Raw genomic sequence first — 17,507 nt, forward strand, 5'->3', positions numbered from 1 at the left:
CGTCGCGCCCTCGCCGGCGATCAACGCGCGGAGGCTCGGGGAACCAGCTCCCCACCTTGCGCTCGCGTGGATTCCGGGCGAAGCGCAGACCAGCCAGCCGCGAACGTTGCGGAAAGGCAGAGGACCCAGCGCGCCACAGTGGATTCGAACCACTGGCCTTCGGCTCCGGAGGCCGACGCTCTATCCAGCTGAGCTAGTGGCGCACTCTCGCGGGTTTCGCGAGGGGCCCCGAACCTACCCAAGACCGGGCTCTCGCGCAACCCCATTCCTGCACCTTTGCGCGTTGCCGCCCTCCCGCCCCGCCGTCCCCACGCCGTCACCCGTCGTCACCCGTCGTCACCCGTCGCTTGCCGAGGGCCCGCGCCAGCCGTGGCGCCGCCGCCGCCCGCCCGCGAGGGCGGCGGCGCGACGGCCAAAATTTGGCCCCCTGCCCGTCTGTCCGGCATTCCCGGAGCATGGATGCCCGACAGCGAAGCTCCGCGCTCCCGGCCCCGGCGCGCGGACCCCTCCCGCTCGCCCTGGCCGTCGTCGCCCTTGCCCTGCCGGCCTGCACCGGCGGGGAGAACGCGACGCCCGAGGGCATCATCAGCCTGTCCGCGGGCGCGGCCCAGAAGGCCGCCGAGAACGACCCCGCCACCCTGCCGCGCCCGGACGGGCCCCGCATCGGCGCCGTGCAGATGGTCGCGCCCATCTACGAGAAGGCGGACCGGCGCTCGGCCAAGCTCGGCTACCTCCGCGCGGGCGGGACGGCGCCCCGCGGGGAGAAGCCCGCCGCGTTCGACGACTGCCAGGGCGGCTACTACCGCGTGCTGCCCGCCGGGTTCATGTGCGCGGACAGTGACGCCACGATCGACACGCAGCACCCGATCCTCCGGGCGCTCACGCGGCGGCCCGACCTGTCCAAGCCGATGCCGTACCCGTACGCCTTCGTCCGGGCCATCGCGCCGAACTATTACCGGATGCCGTCCACGAAGGAGCAGCTCAAGTACGAGATGAGCCTGGAGCGGCACCTCCGCAGCTACAAGAAGCTCAAGAAGAAGTGGGACGAAGTCAAGGTCGGCGCCAACGACGTGCCGCTCGACGCGGCGGGCAACGCCGTCGCCGACCCGCCCGCGGAGCCGCCCGAGCTCGGCGACAGCGAGCTCTTCGGCGGCAACGGCAGCGACGAGATCCCCTGGTTCTTCAAGGGCGGCCGGCAGCTCCCGAACATCTCGTCGTTCAAGGTCCCAGGGTACGCGATCATCACCAACCGGATCGCGCGCAAGGCAGGGCTCGCCCTCGTCGACACCTTCATGGGCGACGGCGGGCGGCGCTTCGCCCTGACCACCGACGCGCGGCTCGTGCCCACCTCGAAGCTCAAGCCCGCCCGCGGCTCCACGTTCCACGGCGTCGACATGACCAAGGGGTGGGAGCTGCCGCTCGCGTTCGTGCACCGGCAGGGCGCGAAGCGCTACGACATCTCCGGCGGCGAGATGGAGAAGGCGGGCGCGCTGCCCTGGCACACCGCCGTGCAGCTCACGGGGCGCTCGAAGAAGGTCGGCGGCGCCCGCCTCGTCGAGGCGAAGGACGGGACGTGGGTGCGCGACTCCGACGTCGCCATCGCGGTGAAGCCCTCGGAGCTGCCGTCGTTCGCGCAGGGGAACGTGAAGTGGATCGACATCTCGATCCTCACCCAGACGCTGATCCTCTACGAGGGCAACAGGCCGGTCTACGCGACCGCGGCGGCGACCGGGCGCGACGGGCTCGGCGACCCCAAGAAGACCTTCTCGACCGTGCGCGGGACGTTCCGGATCCGCGACAAACACGTCACGACGACCATGGACGCGCACGAGGTCGACAACAAGTTCGAGCTCCGCGACGTGCCGTGGGTGCAGTACTTCGAGGCTGGCTACGCGATCCACGCGGCGCCGTGGCACGACGACTACGGCAAGCCGCGCAGCCACGGGTGCATCAACCTGTCGCCGATCGACGCGCGCCGGGTGTTCCTCTGGACCGATCCCCCCGTGCCCGACGGATGGCACGGGGTCAGCGCGGGGAAGGCCACGGGGGAAGGGACCATCGTCCACATCCATCCCTAGAGCGGGGCTCAGGAAGCGGCGCGGGTCAGTCCTCGTCGGCCTCGGCCTTGAAGCCGCTCTCCTTGATCACCTTGTCCTGCACCATCGGCGGGCAGACCTCCAGGTGCTCGACGTTCATCGTGAACGTGCCTTTGCCCTGGGTCATGCTCTTCAGCTTCGACTCGTACTCGAGCACCTCGGCGAGCGGGACGAACGCGTTCACGATCGTCTGGCTCTCGACCGAGTCCGTGCCGATGATCCTCCCGCGGCGGCTGTTGATGTCGCCGATGATGTCGCCCATCGCGACGCTCGGCACCGTCACCGAGAGCCGCACGATGGGCTCGAGCAGCACCGGCGCGCACTGCGCGGCGGCGGCCTTGAAGGCCTTGCTGCCCGCCATCTGGAACGCCGCGTCCGAGGAGTCGACGTCGTGGTACTTGCCGTCGAAGAGCCGGACCTTGACGTCGATCATCGGGTAGCCCGCCAGGACGCCCTTCGACATCGACTTGACGATGCCCTTCTCGATCGAGGGGATGAACTGCCGCGGCACGGCGCCGCCCACGACCGCGTCCTCGAAGACGAAGCCGCCGCCGCGCGGCAAAGGCTCCATGTCGATGTAGCAGACGCCGAACTGGCCATGTCCGCCCGTCTGCTTCTTGTGCTTGCCCTCGATGTTCGTGGCCTTCTTCGAGATCGTCTCCTTGTAGGCGATGTGCGGCGGGCCGAGCCGACAGTCGACCCCGACGCGCCGGCGGATGCGCTCCACCGTGATCTCGAGGTGCAGGGCGCCGAGCCCCGAGACGACGAGCTCGCGGGTCGACGCGTCCTGGTGCACGCTGAGCCCCGGGTCCTCCTCGGTCAGCCGGTAGAGCGCGTTGCCGACCTTGTCCTCGCCGCCCTTGGCGTCGAACCGCACGCCGCGCGAGAAGAGGGCCGGCGGCAGCTCCGGCGCGGAGAGCAGGAACGCGTGCCTCTCGTCCGAGAGCGTGTGCCCGCTCAGCGTCGCCTTCAGCTTGTGCAGCGCCACGATGTCCCCGGCGCGCGCCTCGTCCACCTGCTTGTGGTCCTTGCCGACCACGCTGTGGATCTTGCCGAGCCGCTCCGAGCCGCCCGTGCTCGCGTTGAGCACCGTGGCGTCGGGCCGGAGCACGCCGGAGAGCACGCGCACGAACGAGGTGCGGCCGGCGTGCGGATCGATCGAGGTCTTGAAGACGAACGCCGCGGCCGGGGCCTCCGCCGACGACGGCCGCTCCGCGGCCTGCGGCGCGGCGCCGGGCTTGCCGCTCGGGACGACGCCGCTCCAGGCCGGGTGCTCGGTCGGCGGCGGCACGAGCTCGACGATGCCGTCGAGCAGCGCGGCGACGCCGCTCGGGCGGACCCCGGAGGCGAAGTAGACCGGGATCAGCGCCCCCTGGCGGACCGCGGCGCGGAGCCCCTGATCGAGCTCCTCCTGCGTGAGATCGCCCTCGGTCAGGTACCGCTCGGTGAGCTCGTCGTCGCTGCCGGCGACGTCGTCGACGAGCTTCCCCCGGGCCTTCTCGACGGCGCCCGCGGCGTCGGCCGGCACGGGAGAGCCGGCGGCCGTGGCGGGCGCCTCGGGTTTGTCGAGCCAGGCCTTCTTCGTCCGGATGGCGACGACCCCCCGGTGCTGGAGCCCCTCGCCGACGCGCTCCTCCATCACCGCGAGCGGCGCCTTGAGGCGCGCGCGGACCTCGGCGAGCACCTCGTCGGGGCGGGCGTTCTCGGCGTCGACCTTCGTGACGACGACCATGCACGGTAGCTTTGCGTCCCTCACCCAGCCGAAGACGCGCTCGGTGATCGGCTGCACGCCGTCCTTGCCGCTCACGACGAGGATGGCCGCGTCGACCGCCGCGAGGGCGAGCCGCGTCTCGGCGAGGAAGCTGCCCTCGCCCGGCGTGTCGACGAGGTTGACCTTCTTCCCCGCCCAGGAGAGGTGCGCGACGCTCGCCTCGAACGAGCAAACGTGCTCTTTTTCCTCGGCGGTCTCGTCGAGGACACTCGACTTGTCGTCCACCTTGCCGAGCCTGGCCGTCGCCTTGGCGACGTACAGCATGGCCTCGGCAAGCGATGTCTTCCCAGCCCCCTTGTGCCCGATGATTGCAACGTTCCTGATGTCCCCTGCCTCAGTCGTTGTCATCCCTCGTTCGTACCAATCCCCGTCGAGATCGAGAAGGCCGGCACGCGATTTTTGCGGCGCTTTCCTCGGGGCAGGAGGTCAGCGAAGCCGGGCAGCGAGTCGCTCACCCGAGCTCTGCCGCGACGCGCTGCGGCGTGCTCTGGCGATTTGCGCTTGTCCGGCGCTGCCTGAGTGGAGCGCTCGTCCGGGAGCTCGGCGCACGAAATGAGCACTCTCCGCCTCGCGCTCCAGATGGTCCTCGGGATCGCGCTGCCGTTCGCGCTGCAGCGCTGGGACCGACGGCGGCTCACGCCCGAGCAGCGCGCCGCTTGCTGGAACGGAGCGACCTGGGGCGCGGCCCTCTACGCGTTCGGCCCGCTGTCCATGCTCGGGTGGTGCTGGGTCACGCGCGGCGTCCAGCACGGGCGGCCGGGGGCGCGTGGAACACGCGGAACAGCGCTCTTCCGCGCGCTGAAGGCGCTCGGGCTCGGCGCGGCGTCCGCTGCAGCGCTCGTCCTGATCCTGAGCGGCGTCGATTATCTCGTCGCGCTCGCATTGGGGCTCCCGCCGTGAGCCGCGTGGATGGCACGCGGAACGCATGGACGCGGTGTCGATGGCTCGATGGCCCATGAAAATAGCCGCGGATGCCGCGGATGCCGCGGATGATGGAGATGGCTGCAGGCCGGCCGGCCGGCCAGCTGGCCGGCCAGCCAGCTGCGCCAAAATGCGTGAAGAACGGACATTTTCGTGCCCGGGTGTCACTAGACGACACGTCATGGACGCGATAGCAGCACTCTGAATCTGTTATTCAGGGGACAGGCTTTGACTCTGTCCGCGGAGCTCGCGGACACACACCGAGGCAGTGCGTTGACGTCGCTGAAGCCCAGAGGAGAGGATCGCGCGGCCGCACGGGAGCGGACCGACGCGTGGATCGACGCTGAACGTGCGCCGCGGGCGGCCGAGGGCGGCCCGAGGTGGCAAGAGATCGTCGCCGGCAGGTACGCGGTGGAGACCCGGATCGGCGCCGGCGGCGTGGGCGTCGTCCAGCTCGCCACCGATCGCCTGTCGGGCCAGCGCGTCGCGCTCAAGCGCGTCGATCCGAGGCTCGTCGAGAACAGGCACGCCGTCGATCGGCTGCTCCGGGGCGCCCGCGCCGCGCGCGCGCTCAAGGGCAGGTACGTCGCGCGGATCCTCGACGTCGGGGTCGAAGGTGGCGCGCCGTTCGTTGTCAGCGAGTACCTGGAGGGCTCCGACGTCACGAGCTACCTGCGGCGCCGCGGGCCGATCCGGGTCAGGGAGGCGGTGAAGTACCTCCTGCAGATCTGCGAGGCGGTCGCCGAGGCGCACGGCATCGGGATCCTCCACCGGGATATCAAGCCCGAGAACCTCTTTCTCAGCTTCGGCGACGGCGCCCCGAGCGTGAAGGTCCTCGACTTCGGGGTGTCGGCCGTCGCCTGCGGCGTCGAGAGCGAGGGGCCGAACGCCGCCTCGGGCGCCATGCGGACGTCGCTGCTCTTCATGGCGCCGGAGCAGATGCGGTCGGCGGGCGGCATCGACGAGCGCGCCGACATCTGGTCGATCGGCGCGGTCGCCTACGCGCTGCTCTGCGGGGCGAGCCCGTTCGATGCGCCGACCGAGCTCGAGATCTGCACCAAGGTCCTGACCGAGCCGCCCGCGCCCTTTCCGGCGGGCGTCGAGCCCCCGGAGCTGCGGGCCCTCCTGCTGCGCTGCCTCGCCAAGGACCCGGAGGCGCGCCCCTCGGACGTCGCGAAGCTCGCGTTCGCGCTCGCGCGCTTCGGGGGCGAGGGCGCGGAGGACGCGGCCGAGCGCGTGTGGGAGGCGCTCCGGGCGGACGAGACCGTCCGCATGGCGACGCCTGCACCGGTCGCCGCGGACGAGTGGGAGGCCGACACGCTGGCGGACCTGCCGAGGATGTCGCCCGACGATCTCTTGAGCGACCTCGAGACGACGGCCAAGTGGGAATCTCCCGCAGGACGTCTGTCCGACGCCACGCTGGTGTCGCACGCGGGGGCGGGGTGGGACGGCGGCGATCAGCTCCGGGCGAGCCGGACTCCGCCCCCGCCGGTCCTGACGGTGAGCCCGCCGGAGCGCCGCTCCGATCCCCAGGCGGGCAGGCCAGGGCAGCAGCCGACCGCCGAGGACACGCCCGTTCCGCTCGGCCGCAAGGTCGTGCACCGCGTCAGCGACGGCGCGGCGCCTCGCGTCACGCCGGTGCTCCCGGCGCGTGCCCTGGCCGAGGCCGATGCGGAGCGCCTCACGGTGGTGCGCCGGGGGCCGTCGCCGTGGCCCCGGCGGCTCGCGATCGCGTTCGCGCTGTTCGGGATGCTCGCGGGGATCGGCGGCGTGTGGCTCGTGCAGATGCGCACGCTCGACGGAGGCGGGAGCGCGCTGCCTGCGGCGAAGGGGCTGGCGGAGCGCGCGGTCCAGGAGGCGCGCTCGTCGGTGGTGGCCAGGCGATCGAGCGCGGCCGCCCCTGCCGCGCCGGAGCCCTCTCCCGAGCCCCCGGCGGCCGAGCTGGTTCCCGCGAGCGCCGTGGGCCCGGACAGCGAGGCGCCGCGGGTGGCGCAAGCGCGAGGGGCCCGGCCCGACGCGCGGCGCCCCGACGTCATCTACGACGAGGTCGAGCGCGAGCGGCGGCGGCGGCGCGAGAAGCTCGAGCGCGAGCGGGCGTGGCGTGAGGCGACCACCCGCGCGCGGCACGAGCGCGACGCGTCCCGGCGCGAGCCGCCGCGGCCCGAGGAGGGCGCGGTTGGGCCGGCGCAGCCCGCCGAGGGCGCGCGCGCGCCGCAGCAGCCCGCAGAGGGCGACGGCGCGCAGCGACCTCAGGCGAGCGACGGCGGGTGACGTCCGCGGCCCGGCGGTCCGCCTGCCTGGTATAAGGCGGCCCGTGCCAGGGATGAGTCGAGGAGGTTGGGCGCTCGCCCGCGCAGCGGGCGCGGCGCTCGCCGTGTCGGCGGCGGTGGCCGGCGCTCCTGTGCGCTCTGCGAGCGCCGCGCCGCGGGTCGCGCAGCAGGCGCCGCGGGTCGCGCCGGAGCACCTGCCGTACGGCGCGGCGGGGTGGGCCGTGTCGGGCTGGGGCGGCGTGCGCGGCGTGACGATCGGGCCGATCGAGAACCTGCGGCACCCGGGCCGAGGCTACGGCACTGCGGCGAGCGGGCGGGCGATGGATGAGGCGGTCGCCATGGGCGCGACGTGGGTCAGCCTGACGCCGTTCGGCCGCGTGTGGGACGGCAAGGGCACGGGCGTCGATCTCGTCTTCGAGGCGCCGTTCGAGGAGAACCGGCGCAACGTGCTCGCGGCGATCGCGCAGGCGCACGCGCGCGGGCTCAAGGTGCTGCTCGTCCCGCACCTCTGGGTCGAGAGCGGCGAGTGGCGGGCCCTCATCGACCCCGGGGACGACGCCGGCTGGGCGCGCTGGGCCGAGTCGTACCGCCGGTTCCTGCTCACGTGGGCCGCGGTCGCGCGCGAGGGCGGCGCGGAGATGCTCAGCGTGGGCGTCGAGCTGCGGAGCTGGGTGACGACGCAGCGGGCGGCGAGCTTCCTGCCGATCATCGAGGCGGTGCGCCGCGTGTACCCGGGGCTGCTCACCTACTCGGCGAACTGGGACGACGTCGAGCACACGCTGATCTTCGACGCGCTCGACCTCATCGGCATCAACGCGTTCTACCCGCTGGCGGAGCGCGAGGGCGCGTCGTTCGAGGAGCTCCTGCGCGGCGGGCGCAAGGTGGCGGCCGGGGTGGACGCCGTGGCGCGCGCGTGGGGCAAGCCGATCCTGCTGACGGAGATCGGCTACACCACGCGGCGCGATCCCGCCGTGCGCCCGTGGGAGTGGCCCGACCGCATGAAGGGCGTGGTGGTCGACCAGCGCTCGCAGGCCGAGGCCTACGCCGCGGTGATCGCGCCGTTCCTCGACGCGCGCACGTGCGCCGGCTTCTTCGTCTGGCGGCTCTACGCCGATCCGGACGACGTCTCGCAGGAGGCCGAGTGGGGCTTCTCGCCGAGGGGCAAGCTCGCGGAGCTCGTGCTGCGCGACGCCTTCGCCACCCGCTGGGCCGCTGACGGCCCCCGGCTGCCCGGCGACGCGCTCGGCGGGCACCGCGCCCGCACCCCGGGGCTCTTCGGCTGGGAGCTCGATCCCGACGAGCCCGGGGGCCTGTTCCCGTAGCCGGAGGAGCGGACGAGCCGCTCCTTGCGGGACGATGCGCTCATGACGGTAGGCGGAGGGTGAAGGTCGAGCCCCTGCCTTCGGCGCTCGTCACCTCGATGCGCCCGCCGTGCGCCTCGGCGATGCGGAGCGCGGCCCACAGGCCGAGGCCGACGCCCGGGGCCACGCCGCTCGACGACGGGGCGCGGAAGTAGCGCTCGAACAGCCGTCGCTGATCGTCGGCCGCGATCCCCACCCCGCGATCCGATACCGCGATGGAGACCTCGGCGCCTGCCCGCGCGACGGTCACCTGCACGGCGCCGCCCGCGGGCGAGTACTTGATGGCGTTCGCGACCAGGTTGTTGAGCACCTGCTCGATCCGGATCGGGTCGCAGCACAGCGGGACGGGCTCCTCGGGGAGCGACAGCCCGAGCTCGTGCGCGGTCGCGGTCGGGCGGTAGAGCTCCACGACGTCGCGGGCGAGCTCGCGCGCGTCCCGGGTCTCGCGGCGCAGCTCGAGCTCGCCGCCCTCGAGCCGCGCGATGTCCATGAGGTCCGTGAGCATCCGATCGCAGCGCGCGGCCTCCTTCCCGATGCGGGCGAGCATCGACCGGAGCCGCTCCTCGTGGGGGAGGGGCCGATCCGGCCGGAGGCCGTCGACGGTGAGCTTCAGCGCGGCGAGCGGGTTGCGCAGGTCGTGCGCGACGCTCGCGAGGATCCCGAGCTGCCTCTTGCGCTGCTCGGCCAGCGCGGCGGCCATCTCGTTGAACGCGACGGCGATCTCGCGCAGCTCGTCGAGCCCGCCCTGCGGCGCGCGGGCGTCGTGCGAGCCGGCCCCGTAGCGGTCGATCGCGGCGCGGATCGAGAGGAGCGGGCGATAGACGCACCTGCGCAGCTGCCAGAGCGCGAGCAGGACGCCGGCCAGCAGCAGCCCGGCGGCCCCGAGGCTCACGATCTCCGAGAGCCTGTGCACCTCGTCGACGCGCTGCCGGGCGATCCGCGCCTCGGCGAGCCGGGTGGCGAGCAGCCGCTCGAGCGCGGCGAACGTACGATCGACCTCCTCGTGGGACGCCCCGGCGTCCGCCTCGGCCTCCCGGTCCTCCTGCGCGCGCGGGTGCGTGGCGAGGTAGCGCTCGATCTCCCGCTCGGCCTCCTCGAAGACGCCGGCGCTCTCCGCGGTGACCGGCGGCTCGCGGGGGGCCTCGAGCCACCGGGAGAGCTCGCGCCGGGCGGCGTCGCGCGCGCCGACGTGCTCGGGGAGGTGGGTCAGCGCGACGCGGGCGCTCTCGCGCTCGTGGGCGAGGAGGTGGACCTCCAGCTGCGTGATGGACCGCACCTCCCGGACGATGTTGAAGAGGCACGTGACCTCGCGGGTCATGTACGTGGCGCTGAGCGTGAACCCGCTCGCCGTCAGCAACGCGAGGGCGGCGAGCCATGCGGTGCTCGCCGCCGCGAGCGTCTTCAGCTTCATCGTCGTCCCCCGGTTCCGGCCCAGGTCGCGCCGAGAACGAGCGGAAGCGTAGCGCCGCGAGCGCGCGCGGCCCGTCCGCCGGGCAATCCAGAGCTCCCGGAGCCGCCGGGGAGGCGGCCGAGCCCGGGCGCTGCGGGAGCGGCGCGGCTCCCGTCGAGGCTGCGCTGCGCGCGGCCTCAGGTGTGCGTGGTTTCCAGGCCCTTCGGGCTCGACAGCGCCGCCCGCGCGATGGCCATCTGCCGCTCGAGCTCCGCGGGCGACGCCGGGGTCTCCAGGATCAGCGCCGCGTCGTCAGGGAGGTGGGCGGCGATCCGCTGGAACGCGTGCGCCGCGCTCTGGCTGAGGGCGCCGTGGCGGCTCCCCGCGTTCACCTCGCTCACGTGGAGCTGCTTCAGCCGCGTCCTGTGCTCCCGCACGAGGAAATGGGCCTCGGTCATCGTGCGATCGACCTGGTGCGCGTGGCCGATATCGAAGCAGAACGACGCGTCCGGCAGCGCGTCGAAGAAGGGCCCGAGCTCCTCCACGGTGCGGCCTGTCCGCTTTCGCTTATCCATGTTCTCGATGGCGAGGAGGCCGCCGAGCTGCCGGAAGGCGCCGAGATCATGGAGCGTGTCGGGGTGGAGGACGACGAGCCACCCGAGCGCGGCCACCTCCGCCATGGCGTCGGCGACGGCGCGCTCCTCCGCCGCGTCGAAGCGGCTCGGAGCGTGGAACGAGACGTAGCCGTACCGCGACAGGTCGAGCGAGCCGAGGAGCCGGAGCAGCGGCTTGAGCTCCGAGATCCGCAGCGCGGAGAGCTCCACGGCGGTCGCCGAGCTCCCTTCGAGCATCGAGAGCGCTCGCTCGACGTCGCTGAGGGCGAGCGCCCCTGTCGAGTAGCCCACGGGTCGCATCAGAACACCCCATAGGTCTGGAGGAGCATCAGAACACCCCGTAGGTCTGGAGGAGCTTGCGGAGCTCGTCGTCTTCCTTGAAGAAGAGCCGGTCGAGCCCGCCCTGGAACTCACGCGCGATGTCCCGCGCCCGCTTGAAGGTCGGGTCGCTGCCCAGCTGATCGTCCAGCGGCAGCTGCTTCAGCCGGCCGCGCTCCTCTTCGTTCGAGAGGAGCGCGAGGAACGCGTCGTAGCTGTCGAACAGCGTGCGCGCCGTCTCCGCCGAGATCGAGGGCCGGAGCAGCACCTCGGCCAGGCTCTCCAGGGGCGTCACCCGGATGCGCTCTCGCAGGAAGCGCACGAGCGCGGGCATCGAGAGCCGCTCGCCGTCGCCGGTCAACGTCGCCCGATCCTTGCAGAACAGCTCGAAGCCGAAGCAGGTGAGGAGCCCGCTCACGAAGATGAGCTTCCGCGACATCCTGAGCTTCGCGTTGCGGAGCGCCCAGCCCGAGCTGCGCTCCCGCTGCTTGTAGACGAAATCGACGGCGACCGTGCGCCAGTACCGGACGATATCGTTCAGGAGGAACATCGGGAGGATCTCGCGCTTGCTGCCGTAGCGCAGGCCGCGGTCGTCCTCGACGTACCGCGAGAGCACGAGCCTGAGCACCCGCTCGTGGGCGTCCGGCTGGCCGATCGCGAGCGACTCCAGGAGCAGCAGGATGCGCTGGGTCGTGTTCTTGTTCGTGTCCTCCTGTCCGCCGATCTGGTGGAGGATCGGGTGGCTGAAGGCCACGTTGCCGAACACGCCCGTCGGGCCCGGCTCATGGAACTTCGCTTCCCTCAGGATCCTCGTGATGGCCTGGGCCTGGCTGAAATGCCCCTCGTCGGCCTGACCGTCGATGAGCAGCGTCCAGTCGAGATCGCTGCCGGTCGTGTACTCGCCCCGCGCCAGGGAGCCGAAGACAACGACGCTCGTGTCGCAGGGGATCTGCTCGCGGAGCAGCGCAGCGAGCCGCTCCCGGGTCTCCGTCGAGAGCCGCGCGGCCGCCTCGATGCTCGGCCACGATCGCCCCGCCTTCTCGCCGATCCGCTCGATGGCGCTCCGCGGCGCCGCGCCTTCATCTCTCGTCATCGATCGCACCCTCGATCGCGGGAGCCGTTCATCGAGCCCACCGCAGCGCATGGCAGCGCGCCGCGTCGCGCCGCGCGCCTCACGCCCCGCCGTCGCCGGAGAGCGCGAGCCCGAACCACCGGTTCACGAGGTCATGGTGCTCGTCGAGGCGATCGCGGTAGCGGGGGGTGCCCTCGAGCGCGGCTCGCTCGAAATCGATCCAGTACAGGGCGCCCGTCTTCTCGCCGATGAGCACGTTGCCGAGCTTGACGTCGAGCGGCGCGACGCCGCGCGCGTTCATCGCCCGGACGATCTCCTCGATCCGGCCGCGGTAGGTCGCGCCGCCGCCGCTCGCGAACGCCTCGATCTCCCGCCGGTCGCGGTCTGGATCGAACAGCTGCCCGAGCGGCGCGAGGTCGATGTCGAGCACCTTCTCCCCGCGCTCGGCGACCTGATGTTGCAGCGTCCGTCCGCGCACGTAGTCGAGGTAGAGGGTGCGCGTCGCGAGGCTGAGATCGCGAATCCTCGGGACGCTGGGGAGGTCGCGCAGGCGGAAGAGCGCGGCTGCTTCGTTGTAGAAGAAGAGGCCGAGCAGGGCGAAGAGGTGCGCCTGGAGCGGCGCGTTCTGCGGCTGTCCGACGAAGCGCTTGCGGACGCAGACGTAGCCGTTGCGCAGCACGACGTGCAGCCGGTAGCGCAGGCGCGGCATCTTCTGGCTCCGCCGGTTGAAGAAGGCGACGTCGGCCGGGTGGACCGCGAAGGCGAAGCCGTCCTGATCGAGCTCCGCGAGCACCCTGTCCCCCGGGCCGAGCTCGGCGACCGAGGGGATCTCGCTCGGGGTCACGGCGTCGGGCACGGGGAGCGGGTTCTCCGCGAGCCGGCGCGCAAGGAGCGCTCTGACCGTCTCGAGCCGCACGGCGAGCAGCCTCGTCGCGGCGTCCATGCCGGGCACGCGGCGCATGCCTTCGTCAAGGGCGCGCCGAAGCTCAGGGTTCATGCCCGTCTAGTAGCCGCTTCCGTTCGGCAAATCAAAAGGTGAGGTGACGGCGAGGCGAGGTGGTACGCTGATCCATCTATCTGGGGCGCGCGCGTCGGCGAGCGTCGACGCTCGCCGACGCGCGCCAGAGGCCACGACCGCCGGCGTGTCGGGTGGGCGTTTGGCAGCGCGTGTGGTGATGCTGGGTGCGGTTTGCGCTTCAACAGGGGACCCGATTCGGGTAGCAAGCCTTCATGGGGAATTCGACGCTGCGGATCGTCCATGTCGTGAGCAGCCTCAATGGCGGAGGTATGGAGCATTTCGTGCTGCGCCTCGCCGAGGCGCAGCGGCGCCACGGCCACGACGCCTCCATCCTCGCGCTGCGCGGCGGGCCGCTGTCGGAGCTTTCGCGGCAGCGGGCGCTGCCGACCACGGTGCTGGGCGGGCGCCTCCCCACGCGGCTCGCGCACGCGGCCCTCTCCTTCGCGCGCTCCCGCCCGCACGTCGTCCACGCGCACAACCCCACTGCGCTCCATTACGCCACGATCGGCAAGCTCCTTACGCGCGCGCGGCTCGTCTTCACCGATCACGCCCAGACGCGCGGGATCATCCGCGTTCCGTCGCGCTTCGAGTGGCGTGAGACGGACGCTGTCGTCGGCTGCTCGCAGGACACGGCCGACAAGAGCGGCGCGGTCGGCGTGGCCAGCGACATCTCTGTCATCCACAACGGGATCGACATCACCCCGGCCAAGCGGACGCGCGACGAGGTGCGCGCCGAGCTCGGGCTCGGCCCGGACGTGTTCCTCGGCATCATGCCCGCCGCGTTCCACCCGGTGAAGGCGCACGACGTGCTGCTGCGGGCGCTCGCGCGGCTCCGGGAGCGCGGCGTCGCGGTCGCGGTGCTCGTCGTCGGCGACGGCGACGAGCGCGATCGCGTCCATGGGCTCGCGCGGGAGCTCGGGGTCCACGGCGCCGAGGCGCGCTTCCTCGGCTTCCGCAAGGACGTGCCCGATCTGCTCGTCGCCGCCGATTTCTTCACGCTGCCCTCGCGCGACGAGGGGCTGCCGCTCGCCGTCCTCGAGGCCATGGCGCGCAGCCTGCCTGTCGTGGTGACGCCGGTCGGCGGGGTCCCGGAGGTGGTGCGGCACGAGGAGCACGGCCTGATCGTCCCCGTGGACGGGCACGACGCGCTCGCGGACGCGATCGAGCGGCTCGCGAGCGATCCGGCGCTGAGGCGGCGGCTCGGCGAGGCGGGGCACGCGCGGGTGCGCGACGACTTCTCGTTCGAGAAGATGACGCGCAAATACGAGCAACTCTATTTCCGTCTCACGTGACAGGCGAGCGCGCGATGAAGGTCCTCGTCTTCACCCATCATTACCCTTCGACGCGGCTGCCGACGATGGCGCCGTACAGCTATCACACGTACAGGGCGCTCGCGCGCCGCTGCGAGCTCCGGCTCGTGGCCCCGATCCCCTGGTGGACGCGCGCGCGCGGGGCGTCCCGGGAGCTCTTCGGCGGCACGCGCGAGGCGCACACTGGCATCGACGCGCTGTTCCCCACGTACTGGTCGGTCCCGGGGCTGCCGAGCCTGCACGCGCGGGCGCTCCGCGCGTCGCTCGGGCGCACGATGGCGGGGCTGCGGCGCGAGTTCCCGTACGACGCGATCCTGGCCGCGTGGGCCTATCCCGATACGGTCGCCGCGGAGGCGTTCGCGCGGGAGGCGGGGGTGCCGGTCGTCACGACGGTGCTCGGCAGCGACATCAACGAGCAGCCGAGGAACCCCGCGCTGCGGGCGCAGATCGCGCCGGCGCTCCAGCGCTGCGCCCGGGTGGTCGCGGTGAGCGGGGCGCTCGGGGAGCGCCTGGTGGAGCTCGGGGTGCCGCGGGAGCGCGTCGTTGTGCAGCTCAACGCGGTCGACGGCGCGCGGTTCGCGATCCGGGATCGGGCCGAGCCGCGGCGGCGCTTCGGCGTCCCGGCGGACGCGAAGGTGGTGCTGTACGCCGGTTATCACGTGCCCGAGAAGGGCGTGGACGTCCTCGTGGAGGCGATGGCGCACCTCGACCGGGCGGGCCGCCGCGACATTCACCTGATGATGGTGGGCGGTGGTGAGCTGCTCGAGCCGCTGCGCGCGAAGGTGAGCGCGCTCGGCCTGGGCGATCGCGTGCGGCTGTTCGGCTGGGCGCTGCCCGTGGAGATCCCGGACTACATGGCCGCGTGCGACGTGTTCTGCCTGCCGAGCCGCCGCGAGGGCTGCCCGAACGTCGTCCTGGAGGCGCTCGCCTCGGGGCGCCCCGTCGTCGGAACCCGGGTCGGCGGCGTGCCGGAGCTCGTCCGCGAAGGGAACGGGGGCAATGGCCTGCTCGTCCCGCCCGGCGATCCCGGGGCGCTCGGGGCCGCGCTGGCGCGAGCGCTGGATACGGCGTGGGAGCCGGAGGCGCTGCGGGGGAGCGTGGGGGCGCTGTCATGGGACGTCGTGGGGGAGCGCTATCATGCGCTCCTGAAGGAGGTCCTCGGCGAGCAGCGCGGTCGCGGGCCGGGCTGATTCAACGGGGAAATTGAACACAGGGAGGCGGGGAGACAGGGAGTATTTGAAAATTTCCCTCCCCGTCTCCCCGCCTCCCTGTGAATTCCCCGAAGAATTTGAGGGGATGCCTCGGGGATGAACGGTCAGCTCGCGCAGGGCGGCGGCTTCAGGCGGTGATCCCTGTAGTCACCGGGATTGCCCGTCTTCCCCTCGAGCGCGGCGATCGCGATATTGTACATCTCCCGCGCGGTCACGTAGTGGAGCACCCACTCCTTGCCATCGTTGTAACGGGTGGTGAGCTCCCGGTGCAGCTCGTGGCCCCCGGCGCCGAGCAGCGACGCCGCCTGCTCCTCGGGCGCGCCGTGCGTGTAGACCTTGACGAACACCCACTCGGGCCTCCCCTCGATATGGATGTTCTGATCGACCCACGTCTTCACCCGATCCGGCGTCGGCGGGTCGATCGCCTGGAGCGCGCCGTACTCCATCCGCATCCGCACCCGGCTTCCCCGGCGCGTCAGCGCGAGCGCGAGCGGGCCCTCGATCATCAGGATCCGGTCCTCCAGCACCTCGCCGACCTTGGCCCGCGCGCCCACGGCGTGGGCGCTCCGGCGCGCCAGGTTGCCCGTCGGCCAGTAGATCTGGTTCACGATGGAGTGCTGCGACTCGTCAGGGGCCGACGGGAACGTGTAATCGGCATAGCAGCCCGTCTCGAAGAGGAGCGGGAGCTCCGCGTCGACGCCGCAGTTCCGCGAGTCCCGGCCGGAGTTCGCCAGACACCAGTTGCCGTGGATGAACCCGTAACGCATGCGCCCGTCCGGGTCGCGCGAGAAATGCCCGTGCTTCCCCAGGATGTCCAGGTACCTGAGGATGTCCGCGCGCAGGTTCTCCTCCGTGTCGTTGTGGTGGTGCAGGTGCAGCTCCACCTCGCCGAAGCCGCCGCGCGTGAGGTCCGCCAGCGCGTCGAGCCACCCGGGCGTGTACTGCTCCCCCGGAAAGAAGAAGCTGTGACGCGGGTTCCGGCCGTCCGCGTCGCGGTACGCGCCCGCCATCTCGGGATACCCCTCCGACCACGCCCTCACCCGCGCGTCGGCGACCTCCGGTGTGGGGTTCTCCCACCCCGGCTCCCAGTGATCGCAGACCGCGAAGAGCAGGTGCCGCGGGCCGAGCGGACGCGGAGCACGGGCGTTCTCGATCCTCTGCCGGGCGTAGCCGCCGAGCCAGTTGTGAAGGTTCTTGTTCTTGAGATACTGGATCTTCGCCTGGAGTGTTCCGATCATGAGCTCTCTCGACCGCGACGCGTTGGACCGGCGGCCGCCGCGGCGGAACGGATACTAACCTGGCCCCCCCGAGCGTAGCCATAGCCGCCTCGGGGCCGCAGCGATCGAGATTACCTCGCGCGACGCCGCGCGGAGCGCGGCCCACCTGCCACCCGGACGGCGCGCGACGGGGCGTGCGTCGTGATCGTGCTCGCCACGTTCGTCCCCCCGCGAGGCGCGCGCGGCCGCCGTCCTCGCCCCGCAAGCAGCGAGCGCACGCGGCCCGGCCCGCCCGCCTGCGGCAAGGGGTGCGCAGAGGCCATGGAAGCGCAAGTTCACCCCAGCAGAGCCCGAGCGGCCGTCCCGAACAGCTACCGCGCGGCGAACCCTTACGGCACGCATCGCGTCTTCAAATTTTGCGCCTGACTGTTCCGTGCGCCGCCCTGCTTTGCCGAGCCACGGTCGCTGTGGGGGGGACAAATCGCCCCACCTGTGGCGGTTTGTGCCGCCCAGTCTGTCGGCTGAGCACCTACCGTTGTGTCTGCGGTGAGCATCCCCACGGCAGGCGCGCTGGCACGACGCCTGCTCTCGGGGGTGCGGACCGCAGCCATCACCGACAAGGAGCCAGGCATGATGTCAACCGCGATGACGCTGAGCGAAGAGATGGTCTCCCTCCCGCGGAGGGCCTCCGTCGAGTCAAAAGCTTCGATGACCGAGGCGTGCGAGCTAGCCCGGCGGCTCGTGGACGTGATCGAGCGCCTCAGGATGTGCACTCCGGAGGGCGATCAGGCCCAGGCGCTCCGGATCGCGGAGGGGATGGCACGGAGCGTCGCGGATGTCGTGACCGACGCCATGGGCAGCCGGCGCGCTCACGTCGCCTAGCCGCGCAAGCACGCCGGCCGGGGCGACGAGGCCCGAGGGGGGCGCCGCGCCCCGGC

The 17,507-nt window shown here is 72.2% G+C and carries 13 protein-coding genes and 1 tRNA gene; 7 read left to right on the top strand and 7 right to left on the bottom strand.

Going from position 1 to position 17,507, the window contains the following annotated elements:
* Positions 1 to 129: 129 nt before the first annotated feature.
* A tRNA-Arg gene (locus tag WMF22_RS07050) sits at positions 130 to 203 on the bottom strand.
* A gap of 252 nt (positions 204 to 455) precedes the next feature.
* Here WMF22_RS07050 and WMF22_RS07055 point away from each other — a divergent pair.
* Positions 456 to 2,078, top strand: a complete 1,623-nt coding sequence (locus tag WMF22_RS07055; RefSeq protein WP_437298336.1) for a L,D-transpeptidase — start codon at positions 456 to 458, stop codon at positions 2,076 to 2,078.
* Between the two features lie 25 nt (positions 2,079 to 2,103).
* Here WMF22_RS07055 and fusA read toward each other — a convergent pair whose 3' ends face one another.
* Positions 2,104 to 4,215 carry an elongation factor G gene (fusA, locus tag WMF22_RS07060; RefSeq protein WP_438035268.1) on the bottom strand — a complete coding sequence of 704 codons (2,112 nt, stop codon included), beginning with the start codon at positions 4,213 to 4,215 and terminating at the stop codon, positions 2,104 to 2,106.
* Between the two features lie 204 nt (positions 4,216 to 4,419).
* On the opposite strand from fusA, the gene WMF22_RS07065 reads away from it, so the two are divergent.
* The 3 genes from WMF22_RS07065 (at position 4,420) to WMF22_RS07075 (ending at position 8,380) form a co-directional block, all read left to right on the top strand.
* Positions 4,420 to 4,767, top strand: coding sequence for a transcriptional regulator (locus tag WMF22_RS07065; protein WP_437298338.1), 348 nt, complete (start codon positions 4,420 to 4,422; stop codon positions 4,765 to 4,767).
* Between the two features lie 294 nt (positions 4,768 to 5,061).
* Positions 5,062 to 7,059: a protein kinase domain-containing protein gene (locus tag WMF22_RS07070; RefSeq protein WP_438035269.1), complete on the top strand. Its 1,998-nt coding sequence runs from the start codon at positions 5,062 to 5,064 to the stop codon at positions 7,057 to 7,059.
* A 52-nt stretch (positions 7,060 to 7,111) separates the two neighbouring features.
* A complete protein-coding gene (locus tag WMF22_RS07075) occupies positions 7,112 to 8,380 on the top strand; it encodes a glycoside hydrolase family 113 (protein ID WP_438035270.1) in 1,269 nt (422 codons plus the stop codon).
* 40 nt (positions 8,381 to 8,420) lie between these two features.
* On the opposite strand, the gene WMF22_RS07080 is transcribed toward WMF22_RS07075, so the two are convergent.
* The 4 genes from WMF22_RS07080 to WMF22_RS07095 all read right to left on the bottom strand — a co-directional run bounded on the left by WMF22_RS07080 (position 8,421) and on the right by WMF22_RS07095 (position 12,810).
* Positions 8,421 to 9,830, bottom strand: coding sequence for an ATP-binding protein (locus WMF22_RS07080; protein WP_438035271.1), 1,410 nt, complete (start codon positions 9,828 to 9,830; stop codon positions 8,421 to 8,423).
* 176 nt (positions 9,831 to 10,006) lie between these two features.
* Positions 10,007 to 10,723, bottom strand: a complete 717-nt coding sequence (locus WMF22_RS07085; RefSeq protein ID WP_438035272.1) for a TIM barrel protein — start codon at positions 10,721 to 10,723, stop codon at positions 10,007 to 10,009.
* A 28-nt stretch (positions 10,724 to 10,751) separates the two neighbouring features.
* Positions 10,752 to 11,834, bottom strand: a complete 1,083-nt coding sequence (locus WMF22_RS07090; RefSeq protein ID WP_437298355.1) for a nucleotidyltransferase domain-containing protein — start codon at positions 11,832 to 11,834, stop codon at positions 10,752 to 10,754.
* A 79-nt stretch (positions 11,835 to 11,913) separates the two neighbouring features.
* Positions 11,914 to 12,810, bottom strand: coding sequence for a hypothetical protein (locus WMF22_RS07095; RefSeq protein WP_437298356.1), 897 nt, complete (start codon positions 12,808 to 12,810; stop codon positions 11,914 to 11,916).
* 233 nt (positions 12,811 to 13,043) lie between these two features.
* On the opposite strand from WMF22_RS07095, the gene WMF22_RS07100 reads away from it, so the two are divergent.
* Positions 13,044 to 14,123: a glycosyltransferase family 4 protein gene (locus tag WMF22_RS07100; protein WP_437298357.1), complete on the top strand. Its 1,080-nt coding sequence runs from the start codon at positions 13,044 to 13,046 to the stop codon at positions 14,121 to 14,123.
* Between the two features lie 14 nt (positions 14,124 to 14,137).
* On the top strand, positions 14,138 to 15,331 hold the full coding sequence (locus tag WMF22_RS07105) for a glycosyltransferase family 4 protein (protein WP_437298358.1): 1,194 nt from the start codon (positions 14,138 to 14,140) through the stop codon (positions 15,329 to 15,331).
* Positions 15,332 to 15,456: 125 nt separating this feature from the next.
* On the opposite strand, the gene WMF22_RS07110 is transcribed toward WMF22_RS07105, so the two are convergent.
* Complete coding sequence (locus tag WMF22_RS07110; protein ID WP_437298359.1) at positions 15,457 to 16,590, bottom strand: hypothetical protein; 1,134 nt, start codon at positions 16,588 to 16,590, stop codon at positions 15,457 to 15,459.
* A gap of 609 nt (positions 16,591 to 17,199) precedes the next feature.
* Here WMF22_RS07110 and WMF22_RS07115 point away from each other — a divergent pair.
* Complete coding sequence (locus WMF22_RS07115; protein ID WP_437298360.1) at positions 17,200 to 17,451, top strand: hypothetical protein; 252 nt, start codon at positions 17,200 to 17,202, stop codon at positions 17,449 to 17,451.
* Positions 17,452 to 17,507 lie beyond the last annotated feature (56 nt).

The sequence above is a fragment of the Sorangium sp. So ce204 genome (assembly GCF_051526795.1).
Taxonomy (GTDB): Bacteria; Myxococcota_A; Polyangia; order Polyangiales; family Polyangiaceae; genus Sorangium; species Sorangium cellulosum_B.

Coding starts and splice junctions, on each gene's coding strand:
- WMF22_RS07055 (WP_437298336.1), top strand. CDS start 456: ATGGATGCCCGACAGCGAAGCTCCGCGCTCCCGGCCCCGGCGCGCGGA.
- fusA (WP_438035268.1), bottom strand. CDS start 4,215: ATGACAACGACTGAGGCAGGGGACATCAGGAACGTTGCAATCATCGGG.
- WMF22_RS07065 (WP_437298338.1), top strand. CDS start 4,420: ATGAGCACTCTCCGCCTCGCGCTCCAGATGGTCCTCGGGATCGCGCTG.
- WMF22_RS07075 (WP_438035270.1), top strand. CDS start 7,112: ATGAGTCGAGGAGGTTGGGCGCTCGCCCGCGCAGCGGGCGCGGCGCTC.
- WMF22_RS07080 (WP_438035271.1), bottom strand. CDS start 9,830: ATGAAGCTGAAGACGCTCGCGGCGGCGAGCACCGCATGGCTCGCCGCC.
- WMF22_RS07085 (WP_438035272.1), bottom strand. CDS start 10,723: ATGCGACCCGTGGGCTACTCGACAGGGGCGCTCGCCCTCAGCGACGTC.
- WMF22_RS07090 (WP_437298355.1), bottom strand. CDS start 11,834: ATGACGAGAGATGAAGGCGCGGCGCCGCGGAGCGCCATCGAGCGGATC.
- WMF22_RS07095 (WP_437298356.1), bottom strand. CDS start 12,810: ATGAACCCTGAGCTTCGGCGCGCCCTTGACGAAGGCATGCGCCGCGTG.
- WMF22_RS07100 (WP_437298357.1), top strand. CDS start 13,044: ATGGGGAATTCGACGCTGCGGATCGTCCATGTCGTGAGCAGCCTCAAT.
- WMF22_RS07105 (WP_437298358.1), top strand. CDS start 14,138: ATGAAGGTCCTCGTCTTCACCCATCATTACCCTTCGACGCGGCTGCCG.
- WMF22_RS07110 (WP_437298359.1), bottom strand. CDS start 16,590: ATGATCGGAACACTCCAGGCGAAGATCCAGTATCTCAAGAACAAGAAC.
- WMF22_RS07115 (WP_437298360.1), top strand. CDS start 17,200: ATGATGTCAACCGCGATGACGCTGAGCGAAGAGATGGTCTCCCTCCCG.